14 protein-coding genes and 2 pseudogenes are annotated in these 13,990 nt (G+C 61.1%); 13 read left to right on the top strand and 3 right to left on the bottom strand.

Annotated features, from left to right (window positions below; translation table 11 throughout):
* Positions 1-190 precede the first annotated feature (190 nt).
* The 7 genes and pseudogenes from M3149_RS21915 to M3149_RS21885 all read left to right on the top strand — a co-directional run.
* Positions 191-841: pseudogene (locus tag M3149_RS21915) on the top strand (IS30 family transposase); the annotation flags it as partial.
* 207 nt (positions 842-1,048) lie between these two features.
* Complete coding sequence (locus M3149_RS21910; RefSeq protein ID WP_251711494.1) at positions 1,049-3,244, top strand: protein-disulfide reductase DsbD family protein; 2,196 nt, start codon at positions 1,049-1,051, stop codon at positions 3,242-3,244.
* Between the two features lie 74 nt (positions 3,245-3,318).
* Complete coding sequence (locus M3149_RS21905) at positions 3,319-3,954, top strand: cation transporter (RefSeq protein WP_251711493.1); 636 nt, start codon at positions 3,319-3,321, stop codon at positions 3,952-3,954.
* 111 nt (positions 3,955-4,065) lie between these two features.
* A complete protein-coding gene (locus M3149_RS21900; RefSeq protein ID WP_251711492.1) occupies positions 4,066-4,212 on the top strand; it encodes a hypothetical protein in 147 nt (48 codons plus the stop codon).
* On the top strand, positions 4,209-4,577 hold the full coding sequence (locus M3149_RS21895; protein ID WP_251711491.1) for a thioredoxin family protein: 369 nt from the start codon (positions 4,209-4,211) through the stop codon (positions 4,575-4,577). The genes M3149_RS21900 and M3149_RS21895 overlap by 4 nt, the downstream gene beginning before the upstream one ends.
* A 19-nt stretch (positions 4,578-4,596) precedes the next feature.
* Complete coding sequence (locus tag M3149_RS21890; RefSeq protein ID WP_251711490.1) at positions 4,597-4,917, top strand: cupin domain-containing protein; 321 nt, start codon at positions 4,597-4,599, stop codon at positions 4,915-4,917.
* Positions 4,895-5,368: a hypothetical protein gene (locus M3149_RS21885; RefSeq protein ID WP_251711489.1), complete on the top strand. Its 474-nt coding sequence runs from the start codon at positions 4,895-4,897 to the stop codon at positions 5,366-5,368. Before M3149_RS21890 ends, M3149_RS21885 begins: the two co-directional genes overlap by 23 nt.
* A 157-nt stretch (positions 5,369-5,525) precedes the next feature.
* On the opposite strand, the gene M3149_RS21880 is transcribed toward M3149_RS21885, so the two are convergent.
* Positions 5,526-5,978, bottom strand: a complete 453-nt coding sequence (locus M3149_RS21880; protein ID WP_435370777.1) for a MerR family DNA-binding protein — start codon at positions 5,976-5,978, stop codon at positions 5,526-5,528.
* Positions 5,966-8,395, bottom strand: coding sequence for a heavy metal translocating P-type ATPase (locus M3149_RS21875; protein ID WP_251711488.1), 2,430 nt, complete (start codon positions 8,393-8,395; stop codon positions 5,966-5,968). The genes M3149_RS21880 and M3149_RS21875 overlap by 13 nt, the downstream gene beginning before the upstream one ends.
* A gap of 164 nt (positions 8,396-8,559) precedes the next feature.
* Here M3149_RS21875 and M3149_RS23100 point away from each other — a divergent pair, with 164 nt between their 5' ends.
* From M3149_RS23100 to M3149_RS21855, 5 genes and pseudogenes are all read left to right on the top strand, one after another.
* The gene (locus M3149_RS23100; RefSeq protein ID WP_285887446.1) at positions 8,560-8,691 is read left to right on the top strand and encodes a hypothetical protein; all 132 of its coding nucleotides are present in this window, start codon (positions 8,560-8,562) and stop codon (positions 8,689-8,691) included.
* Between the two features lie 552 nt (positions 8,692-9,243).
* A complete protein-coding gene (locus M3149_RS21870; protein WP_251711487.1) occupies positions 9,244-9,507 on the top strand; it encodes a DUF2933 domain-containing protein in 264 nt (87 codons plus the stop codon).
* A complete protein-coding gene (locus M3149_RS21865; RefSeq protein ID WP_251711486.1) occupies positions 9,504-10,442 on the top strand; it encodes a F510_1955 family glycosylhydrolase in 939 nt (312 codons plus the stop codon). Before M3149_RS21870 ends, M3149_RS21865 begins: the two co-directional genes overlap by 4 nt.
* Positions 10,443-10,585: 143 nt before the next feature.
* Positions 10,586-12,172 (top strand): multicopper oxidase family protein, encoded by a 1,587-nt coding sequence (locus M3149_RS21860; RefSeq protein WP_251711485.1) that lies wholly within the window; start codon positions 10,586-10,588, stop codon positions 12,170-12,172.
* 149 nt (positions 12,173-12,321) lie between these two features.
* A pseudogene (locus M3149_RS21855) lies at positions 12,322-12,519 on the top strand (IS3 family transposase); the annotation flags it as partial.
* A 62-nt stretch (positions 12,520-12,581) separates the two neighbouring features.
* Here M3149_RS21855 and M3149_RS21850 read toward each other — a convergent pair.
* A complete protein-coding gene (locus M3149_RS21850) occupies positions 12,582-13,682 on the bottom strand; it encodes a cation transporter (protein ID WP_077446928.1) in 1,101 nt (366 codons plus the stop codon).
* A gap of 55 nt (positions 13,683-13,737) precedes the next feature.
* On the opposite strand from M3149_RS21850, the gene M3149_RS21845 reads away from it, so the two are divergent.
* Entirely contained in the window at positions 13,738-13,866 is a 129-nt protein-coding gene (locus M3149_RS21845; protein ID WP_435370776.1) for a MerR family DNA-binding transcriptional regulator, read from the top strand.
* Positions 13,867-13,990 lie beyond the last annotated feature (124 nt).

The following is a 13,990-nucleotide window of genomic DNA, read 5'->3' as shown; positions in this document are numbered from 1 at the left end:
GCCGTTGCGAAGGGTGCGCTCAACCTTCGGGCCGCTCCACTCAGGGGTATGTCCACTGTCTTGCATATGGACGCATGCTGACCTGCTCCCCTCGGCCCGGCAACAAGGGCCTTGAGGCCACGCTTACGTTAGTACGTGGGTCAGTTCTGGATGGAAATCACCTGACTTACTGGGTCACTTCTGGGTGGAAATCAACACCATGCCCAAGGGCGAGTTGCGCAAAGACCTGATCGCCTGTCTGCGCCGTGCCAAGTCCAAGCGCATGCCGCGCAGCCGGGGTGAGGATCGCAGGGGCCAGATGCCCGATCTGCTGAGCATCCATGTGCGCCCACCCGAGGCCAACGACCGGGCCTTCCCCGGGCACTGGGAGGGCGATCTCATCAAGGGGGCAGGCAACCGTTCGGCCGTGGGCGTGCTGGTCGAACGCAGCTCTCGCCTGGTGATGTTGATCAAGCTGGCCGATGCGACAGCCGCCTCTGCCTTGGAAGGCTTCACGGCCAAGCTGCGCAGCATCGCCGAACCGATGCGCCAGACCCTGACCTACGACCAGGGCAAGGAGATGGCGCGCCATGCCGAACTGACGGCCAACACCGGCGTGATGGTGTACTTCTGTGACCCGCATAGCCCCTGGCAGCGCGCTTCCTGCGAGAACACCAATGGACTGATCCGCCAGTACCTGCCCAAAGGCACCGACCTGTCGGTTCACAGCCAGGCTCAGCTCGATGCGATTGCCGACCTGCTCAACAACCGCCCGCGTGCCGTCCACGGCTTCTACCCGCCGATCGTCGTCTACCAGGCCATGTTGGACAAGCTTAATCAACCCAATTCCTCAATTCAATAAATCGGTGTTGCACTTGGTGCTTGACTCCGCCTTTTCAGTCCTAAAAAGGGTCCGGCAGAAATTGGAAACCCTCTAGTCGCGGTAGAGTCAACTGGACCTGCGTAGAGACCCCGGGTCAGCCCGGGCTGCTGGCAGTCCGCGCGTGGAATGCACCTATAGTCCGCCCCGACGGTGCGCATCCCGCCACCGCAATGCTGCACCTGTTCCATGTTCACGCGCCTTGCATCTCACGCTGCCAACTTCCTCACGTTGCTGATCCTGCTCGCAGGCGGGGCAGCATCGGCCCAGTCCAGCGGCAAGAGCGTGGTGGTAACTGAACGCACCCGCGCCGAACTGCTGGCCCACGCGCCCGAGGGCGTAGAACCGGGTAAGCCTGTCTGGGTCGGTCTGCAGCTCGCGCACCAGCCGGAGTGGCACTCGTATTGGAAAAACTCTGGTGACTCGGGCCTTCCCACCAAACTCGAGTGGCAGCTTCCCACTGGGGTGCAGGCTGGGGAAATCGCGTGGCCAATGCCCCGCAAATACTCGCTCGGCACGTTGATCAATTATGGATATGAGGACACAGTGCTGCTGCCGGTACCTCTGACCATCACGCCGGACTTTAAGCCCTCGCTTTTGGGCGACACGCTGGAGATCAAGCTCAAAGCGCAATGGTTGATTTGCCGCGAGTTGTGCGTCCCCGAGGAGGGCGAATTCTCGATAGCCATCCCTACACAGAGCGCAATTGCCTCAAACGGCCCCGTCTTCCAGGCGAGCTTCGATGCTCAACCCAGGCCGCTGGCAGGCCAGGCAACCGCCACCATTGATGAAAATGCCCTTCGGCTTCGGGTCAGCGGGCTGCCCGCGAGCCTTCGGGGCAAGCAATTGGACTTCTTTCCGGAGACTTCGGGAGTGATTGAATCTTCCGCGCAATGGAGCCAGGCGTGGGAAGGTCAGGACTGGACCGCTCGGGTACCGCTCTCGCCTTACCGCAGCCTGAGTCCCGATGTGATGCCAATTGTGATGACACAGGGCAACGATAGCTGGAGCATCGATGCCAAGCTGCAAGGCACTTGGCCTCCGACCGCCGCGCTGCCGGCCGTGTCTCCAGACTTGCAAGAAGCGCTTCGCGACAACGCTGCTGCGGCCAAGTCGCGCGCCGGGCTGACGTTCACTGCTGCCTTGGTGGGTGCATTGCTTGGCGGGCTGATCCTGAACCTCATGCCTTGCGTCTTCCCTGTTCTGGCGATCAAGGTGGTCAGCTTCACCCAGCATGCCAGCGACCAGCGGGCTCGGCGCCTGGACGGTGCGGCGTATTCCGTAGGGGTTGTTGCTTCGTTCGCTGCGTTGGGACTGCTTGTCGTCGCGCTTCGCAGCGCTGGGCAGCAGCTCGGCTGGGGGTTCCAGTTGCAGATTCCCGGCGTAGTCGCCGCGCTGGCCGTTTTGTTCACGCTTATCGGTCTGAACCTGGCGGGCGTATTCGAGGTCCGCCAACTCATCCCCACCCGCTTGGCTTCACTGCAGAGCAACCACCCGGTGCTGAACGCCTTCCTGTCTGGCGTGCTTGCGGTTGTGGTGGCGTCCCCGTGTACGGCCCCTTTCATGGGCGCCGCGTTGGGTTTCGCTGTAGGGCTGCCCGCCTCGCAGGCGCTCTTGATCTTCGCGGCGCTGGGCGCTGGCATGGCGCTGCCGTACTTGGTCGCCAGTTGGGTCCCAGCCGTTGGACGCCTGCTGCCCCGTCCTGGCGAGTGGATGGTGACTTTCCGCAAACTGATGGCCTACCCGATGTTCGCGGCGGTGGTTTGGCTGCTGTGGGTACTGGGGCAGCAAAGCGGGATTGATGCAGCGAGCGCCCTGTTGGTGGTCTTGGTTGCCACCAGCATGCTGGCCTGGAGCCTTGGCTTGTCAGGTCGCACGCGGGTGTTCGTAGGCGTGATCGCGATCGCGTGGACGGGCGTATTCGCTTGGCTGCTCGCTGGCCAAATCGGCTCACCGCGGCCGCAGCAGGCAGTGACAGTGAACGACCGCGCCTGGCAGGCCTGGGAGCCTGGCCAGGTGGAGCGGTTTCTGGCCGGCGGCCGCCCAGTGTTTGTCGATTTCACCGCTGCCTGGTGCGTCACTTGCCAATACAACAAGAAGACGGTGCTGCAAAAGCCTGAGGTGTTGGCCGACTTTGCGGCCAGGGATGTCGCCTTGTTGCGAGCCGACTGGACGTTGCGAGACCCGGCGATTACCGCCGCACTGGGGGCACTCGGGCGCAACGGCGTCCCCCTCTACGTGCTTTATACCGGCAACGCGGCTCCGCGAGTTCTTTCCGAGATACTGAGTCCGTCTGAACTGAAAGCGGCACTCTCGGCCGTACCGTTGGCGTCTTCGCCAACAACTCAGCGGCCGCCCACGCTGCGCTCCGCGATCGCGCCGTAGTGGCTTTGCGTCATCAATGCTCAAATCTCCAGCAGGTAGAGGCCTCATGATGCGCGAAGGTGGAAGGTACAAGCATGGCTGAAAACGACGAAAACGACGAGCTCGGCGGACTGGACGTGGGCAACGCGGCAGACCGCAAGATCTTGCGGTCCGTATTGCTGATCAACCTGGGACAGTCCGCCGCAGGCATCGGCCTTGGCATATGGGCTGCATCCACCGCGCTCATGGGCGCCGGTCTGGACAACCTCGCTGACGCGTCGGTCTATGCCGTCAGCCTGTACGCGGTCGGGCGCGCGGCCATGGTCAAGGTGCGCGCGGCGCGCCTGTCGGGTTTCTTGCTCATCGGGCTTGCCGTGCTGCTGCTGGTGGAAGTCATGCGCCGCTTCGCCGGGGGTGAAGAGCCTGTGGGCACAGCAATGATGGCGATGGCCGCTGCAAACGCTGCTTTGAACTTGGTGTGCCTGAGGCTGCTGCGCCGTCATCGCGGGGAGGATGTGAACTTCAAGGCGTCGGCGATCTTCACGAGCAACGATTCCATCGTTAACGCAACCATTGTGCTGTCCGGGGCGTTGGTCATGTGGCTGGGATCGAACGTCCCGGACCTGGTGCTGGGCGTCGTCGTAGCCGCGATCGCAGCGAACGGCGGGCGGGAAATTTTGCGCGAGGCATCGAAATCGGCTCAACACGAAGCGAGCACAGGAGCTCGGTGACGTTCCTGTGATGTCTACATGCCGTGGTCGCTCTCGACGCCAAGGTAAGGAGTAAAAATTTGGGTCGTAGATTAAGGTCACAGTGTTGCCATCCACAATAAATATGCAGACATGTTCAGCATTCACAAAGAATCCAAGTCGAGAATCGACACGCCGATACAAAACATGGGCTTGATAAGTACTCGTTTACGCGCCGAAGGCTACAAACCGCTGACGGCGTTTTTCGATGGTGCTGCCAAACCAGGGCAGCACGCATGACCCTCGACGTGGTGTGCCTGTGTGCCGAATGGTGCGGCACCTGCCGCGACTATCTTCCCGAGTTTGAAAAGCTCGCTGGCACGCGTGTCGATTGGCGCACGCATTGGGTCGACGTAGAGGACTTCGAGGCCGTGCTGGACGAGGTTGACATCACGACCTTTCCCATGATCCTGATCGTGGATACCGCTGGCAAGCTGTGTTTTGCCGGGCCGATTACGCCCCAGCTGGGCATGCTGCAGCGCCTGTGCCAAGCTGCGCAGAAGGGTTCACTGCAGGCCACCGACGCCGAGGCCGCGACCTGGCAGCCATTGCTGCACTCCCTGCGACTACAGGACGAACAATCGCCAATGCTCAGGAATCGTTGACCTGACGTATCGACCGTCCATGGACGTCCTGGCCTCGCTGCTCAGTAGCTTCTCCCGGCACGCGGGTGTTTTCTACACAGGCAACATCTGCGTCATTCACGATTTCGAGCATGACACCCAGCGCGGACACTTGCACCCGAACAGCAGTGGATCGGTTCAGGAGTGCGGTGTGACAGGGCACCGGTACGAGTTGACGCAACCTACGTTGTTGTTCCTGCCCCGTCCGGATCAGCACCGGCTGGCGGTCGGAGCAGCTAAGCTTGAGGGCGAGCCAAGCTCAAACGGCACGCCCGGGGGTTCACAGGCAGAATCGCGTGATGCGCTTGCTGTCTGGAATTAACAATATCTCCCGCCTGCCTGAATTCAATGTGGTCGTGTTTGCTTTGCTGCTCAACTATCCTTGGGAATTCTTGCAAGTACCGCTGTTCGCAGGCATGCCCCAGGCTGCACACTGGGATGCGATCAGGACTTGCACAAGAGCGACACTGGGAGATGCCGTGATCATGCTCATCGCATATTGGGCAGTTGGCTTGGTAGCTCGCAACCGGAGCTGGGTACTGTCGCCAAGCACGGCACGCATCTTGATGTTTGCTGCAACTGGCGTCTTGATCACGATAGCCATAGAGATGCTGGCTGTTGCGGGAATATGGCTCGGCGGTTGGCGTTACTCATCATTGATGCCGGTGGTTCCCGGTATCGGAGTCGGTCTGTCGCCTCTGCTTCAGTGGGTGGTGCTGCCCCCACTTGTGGTCTGGTTCTCACGCCGGCAGATCCTTGGTTCAAGCCGTTAAGCGACTGTCCAACGGCCTTTCTGCAGGAATTTTTACGGGCACATGCCCGCGATGACCCGACGCATGACCGAAACAAGCGGAAAGCGACAACCTGCGGTTGCGCGACTGCTCGCGCGCCGCCAGTCCACGGCCTAGGGGGATCAACGTCACCGCAATGTCATCTGGTTTGTCCTTTGCGTGTGACCGCAGAAACCGATTGGGTCTCCCGTTCTTGCGGGATGGGGCAATCGGGCCGATGAAGGCTCTCGCAGCATTCGACCACGTGCTCCAGCATCTGACGCATCGACTCGATGGCTAGCACGCGTTGATTCAGCTGGGCCAAGTGGCGAGTGGCAATCTTCCGGACCTCCGCACCCGAGCGGCGCCGGTTCTGCCACAGCGTGAGCAGCTCTGCAGTTTCGGACATCCTCAAGCCCAAGCCTCTAGCCCGTTTGATGAAGCGAAGGGTGTGTACCTCGTTGTCGGAGTACTGCCGATAGCCCGACTCCGTGCGCTCCACCGCCTGCAGCAACCCAAGCGACTCGTAGTGCCGGACCATTTTGGCTGTGACGCCGGAGCGGGTAGCGGCTTCGCCAATGTTGAAGCGAAAAGAGGCGCTCACGATTTGCATCCTTTCCAGTTGCGCAGCGTCAAAGCGTTGGCGACGACACTCACGCTGCTGAACGCCATAGCGGCGCCCGCGATGACTGGGCTGAGCAAACCAAAAGCGGCCAGCGGGATGCCCACCAAGTTGTAAATGAACGCCCAGAAAAGACCGTGCTGGATCTTCGCGTAGGTGCGGCGCGAGATGTCGATGGCATCCGCCACCAAAGCCGGGTCGCCTCGCATCAGAGTCACGCCGGCCGCGTGCATGGCCACATCAGTGCCAGTGGACATGGCGATCCCCACGTCCGCGGCGGCCAAAGCCGGCGCGTCGTTGATGCCGTCGCCCACCATCGCCACCGTCTTGCCGCCCACCTTCAACTCGGCAACGATTCGCGCCTTGTCTTCGGGAAGCACCTCGGCACGGATGGCGTCGATGTCGAGCTGCTTCGCAGCCACGTTGGCGCTACCACGATTGTCCCCCGTGATGAGCACGACCTGGATTCCCTGCTCATGCAACTTGCGCACGGCTGCCAACGCCGTCGGCTTGACCTTATCGCCGAAAGCCAGAAGCCCAAGCAGCTTCGGCGTCCCCGTGATGTCTGCCATCCACGAAACTGTTCGGCCCTGGGCTTGCAACAATTCCGCGCGCGAAGCCAGCGCAGAGAGGTCAACCTTGAGTTCTTGCATCAGACGGCTGCTGCCCAGTCGCAGATCAATCCCCGCCACGTTGCCAGCCATGCCACGACCAGGGATCGCCCGCACTTGCGATGCTTGCTGCAACGGGACGCCCTCCCGGTCTGCGGCTTCGAGCACTGCCCTGGCCAAGGGGTGTTCGCTGCCAGCCTGAAGGGAGGCGGCCAGGCTGAGGAAAAGCTGGGTGTCTCCTTCAACCGATTGGGCCTCGACCAGTTGCGGTTTGCCCTCGGTGAGCGTGCCGGTTTTGTCGAAGGCAACCACCCGCACCTTGTGCGCGACCTCCAAGGCTTCGGCATCCTTGATCAGGATCCCATGGCGCGCTGCAACGCCGGTTCCGGCCATGATCGCCGTAGGTGTCGCGAGTCCAAGGGCACAGGGGCAGGCGATGACCAGAACCGCCACAGCATTCAGGATCGCCGCCTCCCAGTTGCCTGTCAGCACGCCCCAAGCCAGCACGGTGATTGCCGCAATCCCGATCACGACGGGAACGAAGACTTCGCTGACACGGTCGACCAAACGCTGGATGGGCGCTTTTTTTGCCTGCGCTGTTTCTACCAGACGCACGATGCGCGCCAACGTGGATTCCGCGCCAACGGCCGTGGTTTGCACCAGTAGCAAACCCTCCCCGTTCACCGAGCCGCCGGTGACTTTGTCGCCTTCGTGCTTGGCAACCGGCAGGCTCTCTCCGGTGATCAGAGACTCGTCAATTTGGCTGGAACCTTCGACCACAAGGCCGTCCACGGCAACGCGCTCGCCCGGGCGAACGATGACAAGGTCACCTTTCACGACGTCGCTCAGCGGGACCTCACGCTCAACATCCTGACGGCGTACGCGTGCCACGTCCGGGCGCAACGCATTCAATGCCCGGATGGCCTCCGTCGTTTGGTGCTTGGCGCGAAGTTCAAGCCATTTCCCCAGCAAGACGAGCGTGATGATCACGGCCGAGGCTTCGAAATAGGTATGTGCTGTTGCGTGGTCCACGTTGACGAGCAGCAGATAGACACTCAGTCCGTAGGCAGCGGAAGTGCCCAGCGCGACCAGCAGGTCCATGTTTCCCGTGCGCGCCTTCAGGGCATTCCAGCCGGCGCGATAGAAGCGCGCCCCCAGCCAGAACTGAACCGGAGTAGCCAGAGCCAGCTGCAGCCAGCCGGGCAGCGCCCAGTCCAATCCCATGAACGTTGCGACCATGGGCACGGCCAGTGGAAAGGACAGTGCTGCGGCCAACGCCACGCGCCACCCATCACCGTTGCGCCCTACGGCGCCGAGCGCCACACGACTCGCCGGGTGGCCGGCCTCTCCCACTGGGCGCGCCGTATAGCCAGCTTTTTCAACGGCTGCAACGATGGCGGTGGTGTCGGCCTGGTCGGTCGCCAGCTTCACCTCGGCCTTCTCCGTGGCGAGATTGACTTCGGCTGCCACAACACCCGGCACTTTCCTCAGCGCCTTTTCGACACGGGCGGCACACGACGCGCAGGTCATGCCCCCGATATCCAGTTGTATGCTGTGATCGGCAACGCCATAGCCGGCCCTTTGAATGGCTGCTCGCAGCATTTCGACAGAGACCACAGGCGCCGCCTTGATGGCAGCAGCCTCCGTGGCGAGATTGACCGTTGCATCCTGCACACCGGGAACTGCGCGCAGCGCTCTTTCCACACGAGTCGCACACGAGGCACACGTCATTCCTTCCACGGCAAGGTTCCAGTCGGTCAAATCGGGGATGGGTTGGTTGAGGGCAGATGTGCTCATGAGATTTCCACGCGGGTTGCAGTACCGCCACTGTCGACCTTCCTGCAATGGGAATGTCAAGACAGCGCGAACAATCCTGCTTGAAGAAGAGGGGCAATTTCGCATGTCCGTTGACCTTCCCACAGAGGGAAGCCTCACAGTGAACGCAATACGAGGAGTTCACCATGTTTGAAATCACAGGTCCAACCGTTCGAGTGGAAGTCGACTTGACCGCCCGGCGCATCGCGGTGGCAGCCTTGCGACAACGCGACGATTTCGTCGAAGCATTCGCGCTTGCAGCCTATCCGACGGTTTGACGTCGCCGCTCAAGCAGTCTCCTGCTCAGCACCGAACTTTCTCCCACTTTTACGCTCTGATCACCACATGGCTCGCCTGCTCCGAATCGTTCTGTTGTCGCTGCTGCTTATTGGACTGTCGTTCCAAGGCGCTTGGGCTGGTGCGTACCAATGTCCTGAGGGTCAGGACATGCAGCAGATCGCCCTTGAGGACATCTCCTCTGCGGTTGCTGACACGCAGCACGAGCCTGAGACTGGGAACATGGCTCTGATTCAGGACTGCGGAGCTGCCACTGCAGCCACCTGCAACGCCATGGCGCTCCTGACATCACAGTCCTCTGCGGCCCCCAAGCCTGGGTCTGCGGGTCCCCGGCGCACGCCCACAGTTGCGGCCGTCCTTTTTCTCACCGATGGCCAGGACAGGCCGCCCCGCAGCCACCACGGCTGAATTCACCTGTCGCCGATAGGTTGATCTGACTGCGCGAACCGCGCAGGCAATTCTCTTTTCCCCTTTTTCGCTGACGCAGCGGGTTCGAACTCGCGCGTTGGTCCAATTTTCCTCTGGAGTTCAAAATGAAATGCAACCTGAAAGTCATGCTGTCTGTTGCCGCGCTCATCGCCGCAGCGGCCGGATTCGCCTACCTCACCTTCGAGGAAGCGCGAGCCGGGATCCTCGCCAGCTTGCCCATCCTTGTTGTACTGCTGTGTCCCATCTCCATGCTGGTGATGATGAAGTTGATGCATTCGAGTTCCGATGGGGATCAGAGCTCGAGCGGTACGTCCAAGCCACGAGTGCCCTCTGCGGAACCAATCGCCCCGACCAAGGAGGTGTCATGAAGCGCAACACCTTCCGTGCGATGGCGCTGGCAGTCACGATGACTCCACTGGCATGGTTGAGCGCCAATGCCGCAGCTGGCGTCGCGCTGACGCATGTGCATGGACTCACCTATGCTGCCGACGGAGCCACGCTGTTGGTCCCGAGCCACCACGGACTGGCGGTCTATTCATCGGGACAGTGGAGCAAAGCGCCAGGCCCTGAGCACGACTACATGGGATTTACCGGTACCCGCAACGCGCTGTACAGCAGCGGACATCCTGCGCCTGGTTCGGGCCTTAAAAATCCCTTCGGCTTGATCAAAAGCACGGATGGCGGCAAGAGCTGGAAGCAGCTCGTCTTACAAGGGGAGTCCGATTTTCATACGCTGGCCGCGAGCTATGGAACAAACGCCGTGTATGTGGTGAACCCGCATCCGAATTCGCAGATGGGAACGCAAGGTGTCTACTTCACGACCAACGATGGTGAGAAATGGCAACGCGTTGAAGCCGCCGGTCTCGCAGGAAGGATCCACGGATTGGCCGTGCATCCTTCGGACTCCGCCACCGTAGCGGCGGCGGCCGATCAGGGGCTGTTCCTCTCAAAGGACGCAGGCGCGAGTTTCAAGCCCGTTGTCAGCGGCAAGCGGGTGCTGGCCGCGACGTTCACGTTCAACGGCAACGATCTCTGGTGGAGCGGCTATGACGGTGGACCCACGCTGTCAGTGCTCGGCTTGCGCTCCGGGGAAAAGCCGCGCACGGTGAATCTGCCAGACCTGGGAGAAGATGCCGTCAGCTTCATCGCGCAAAACCCGGTGCGAACGAGCGAGATGGCGATCGCTACGTTCAAAAAGAGCATCTTCATCAGCAAGAACGCTGGCAAAAGTTGGGCGCGCATTGCAGATCAAGGAAAAACTGTGGCGGACCCAGCCATAGCAGGCATGAAAGGTCGTCCATGAGCACACTGGAAAAGGTCACGACTGCCGTGCTCGCTGTGTTCGGTGTGATCGTGGTCGTCGGCTTTGCCGCCATGGCCATGATGCATTTCTCCATGATGGGCAACTGGGCCTGCTGATGCAGTGAAGCACATGAAGAATCCATCATGAACAGAAACCGACGACGCATCCTGCAAGGAGGCTCTGCTTTGGCCGCCGTCGCGCTGGCGGGTCCTGGCATGGCGGCCGGGCGAACACCCAACTCGCGGTTACCAGACGTCCATATCGAGCTGCGGGCGATCCGTGACGAGGTGACACTGCGGCCAGGCAAACCGACAGCCGTGTGGCGCTACTTGGGCCGGCTCATCGCAGGCGACGCTGCGGCGCTGCAGATGGAGGGCGGCACTTACCTAGGACCCACCATCCGCTTGAGTCGCGGACAGCGCGTGCGAATCGAACTATCGAACGAGCTTCCTGAGGCGACCACCATCCACTGGCACGGGCTGCACGTGCCTGACGACATGGATGGACACCCGCGGCATGCGGTTGCGCCTGGGGGGCGCTACATCTACGAGTTCACCGTGCTCAATCGCGCGGGGACGTACTGGTATCACGCGCATCCCCACGGCCGCACGGGATCTCAGGTGTACCGCGGCCTCGCCGGCGTACTGCTGGTCTCCGATGACGAGGAGTCGACTTTGGCTCTGCCCCGCGGCGGGTATGACTTGCCACTGGTCCTTCAGGATCGGACATTCGATGCAGACCAGCAACTGGTCTATCCCGCGTCCGATGAGTCGAACACCATGATGAACGGAGGCGGCATGCATGGCGGCGCAATGATGAGCCGAAGTGCAATGGCCAACATGATGGCCCGAATGATGGGCGTTCTGGGCGACGAGTTGCTCGTCAACGGACGATTGTCGAAAGACTTGGAAGTCCTGCCCCGGGCGTACCGGCTGCGCATGGTCAATGGAGCGAACACCCGCACGTTCAAGTTGGCTTGGAGCGACGGCTCTCCCCTGACGGTGATTGGCACGGATGGCGGCCTGCTCGACAGGCCTCTGGAACGCGAATACCTGATGTTGGCGCCCGCTGAGCGGGTCGACCTCTGGGTCGATTTTGGGCGCTGGGCTCCTGGCGCACAACCCGTACTGAGGAGCTTGGAGTTTGATGGGGGAATGACGATGGGGGGCTCCAGGCTGCCTGACGGCTCACAATTCGATGTGCTCAAGTTTGCAGTGCTCAAGGGAGACCGAAGCGCAGCCCGAGAACCGCCGCAGCGGCTTGCACATCTGCCCGGCGCGCAGCCACAGAGTGCCATCAATGCTGGGCTGCCAAAGGTGTTCGATCTCACAATGCGAATGATGGCCTGGGGTGTCAACGGCCGTTCGTTCAACATGCTGCAGGTAAGCCCTGAAGAGACCGTCAAGCTGGGAACCCACGAGATCTGGGAATTTCGCAATGAAGGTCAAGACAGCATGATGGGCATGGTGATGGCCCACTCCATGCACATCCACGGCGTGCAGTTCCGCGTGCTCAAGCGACAAGTCTCAAGCTCGTTTGCTGCTGCCTACCGAACGGTGAGCGCGGGATTGGTCGACGAGGGCTGGAAAGACACTGTACTGGTCATGCCTGGCGAGCGGGTGCAAGTGCTGGTAGGTTTTGTGGACTACCCTGGGCTGTTCCTGTATCACTGCCATATGCTGGAGCACGAAGATGCTGGGCTGATGCGCAACTATCTCGTCCAGGCTTGACGTGCACGTGCACGATCCGGTTGACACATCGTGCGCGATAGGCTTCTTGCGGGGGAACAGCCATGTGAGCTTTGGCGGGCTGTTGACGATCACCCAATACTGACCCGGGGGAGATGCGGACAAAAACTTGGACTACCAGGAGGTAGTTCATGTATTCGTATCAAGACAGGATTCGGGCGGTCGAGCTATACATCAAGCTTGGCAAGCGCGTTCGAGCAACCATTCGCCAGTTGGGGTACCCGACCAAGAATGCATTGAAGGGTTGGTTCCGAGAGTACGAGCGCAGTCGCGATCTGCCCAAGGGCTATGCGCGTCCCAAGCCGAAGTACTCCCAGGATCAGAAGGAGATCGGTAAGCGGCCGGCCATCCCACCTTGGCTAGGCATCGGTGTGGGATGCCGCTAGATTGGCTATCGGAGGTTCAGGATGCGCCGGGCACCGCTGAGCACTATCAGCGCAATGACTGCGCCAATCACGAGGTCAGGGTACGAGGAGCCCGTCCAAGCGACCAAAACACCAGCGACTATCACCCCCGCGTTTGCGATCACATCATTCGCAGAAAAAATGTAGCTTGCCGTCATGTGGGCGCCCCGATCCCGCTTCTTGGCGATCAGCACTAGGCAGGTGACGTTGGCGATCAATGCGACCAGCCCGATACTCATCATGAGCATGGACGCCGGCTCACTTCCCACAACTGCCCGCCGAACGACCTCCAAAAGCGCGCCAAGCGCAAGCACGACTTGCAACCAACCAGCGATGTGCGCTGCCTTCATCTTCAAGGCGGCGGCGCGGCCCACCGCATAGAGCGCCAGTCCGTAGACCGCCGCATCGGCGAACATGTCAAGCGAGTCCGCTATGAGACCTGTGGACTGGGCGATCAGGCCAACGATCAACTCAAAGACAAACATCGCACCGTTGATAGCGAGCAGCAGCTTTAAGGTCCGAGCCTCAGAGGCATTCCCCTCTGCGTCTGGGGCCGTAGACTCGTCGCTTTGCACGCTGTCCAACACTTGCGCGCCGAGGTTGAGAGGGATGAGACGGCCCAGCAGCTCTTGCGTACTTCCCCCATGCTGCACGGTGAGTACACGGTCCTTCAGATCGAAGTCCAGTGCCGCAACAGCCGACGCATCGGCCAGCGCCATCCGAATGAGATTCTCCTCCGACGGGCAATCCATCTTCGGCACGGAGAAACGCGTCTTCCACTGCCCGCCTTCGGTGCGCCTCTCGCTTGTCAGCAGAACCGCACCCAAGTTCAGGGGCGTCAGCTTCTGGGCGATCCTGGCGGGCTCGCCCGAGTGCACCACCCGGAGCTGCCGATGGGCCAGATCGAAGGTCATCGGCCCAACCCCGGTCAGACCACCCAGCGCCATGCGAATGAGGTTCTCCTCGGAGGGGCAGTCCATTCCCGGAACTGAAAATGTGCTCTCCACGGAAGCAATGGCGCTTGGGGCCTCGTCGACCGTCTGCGAATTGCAACTGCTCGAGCAGCTACTGCTTTGACATGTACTCATGTCCCGTATTAGAAACCCTCAAGTAGCTGTAGAGTCAAGCGGTAGGTAGGCAAATATGAAAATCGGTGAACTATCGTCATTGGCAGGGTGCTCCGTTCCCGCGGTGCGCTTTTATGAAGCAGAGGGCCTTCTGCAGGCGCCCCTGCGGGCCGCCAACAACTATCGGCAATATGGCCAACAGTGAACCGCCCCGGCTTTCGTGGAGGCTGGTTGGTTTAAGTCAGGCCTCCGCCATGGAGTCCTGATTGGCGAGATGCCGCCAGTAGTTTGCCTCAGCCTCTGCCGGCGGGATGTAGCCGATGGGCTCC

Source organism: Hydrogenophaga intermedia (assembly GCF_023715105.1).
In the GTDB taxonomy this organism is placed as follows: Bacteria; Pseudomonadota; Gammaproteobacteria; order Burkholderiales; family Burkholderiaceae_C; genus Hydrogenophaga; species Hydrogenophaga intermedia_A.
This window is presented reverse-complemented; position numbering and strand designations above follow the sequence as displayed.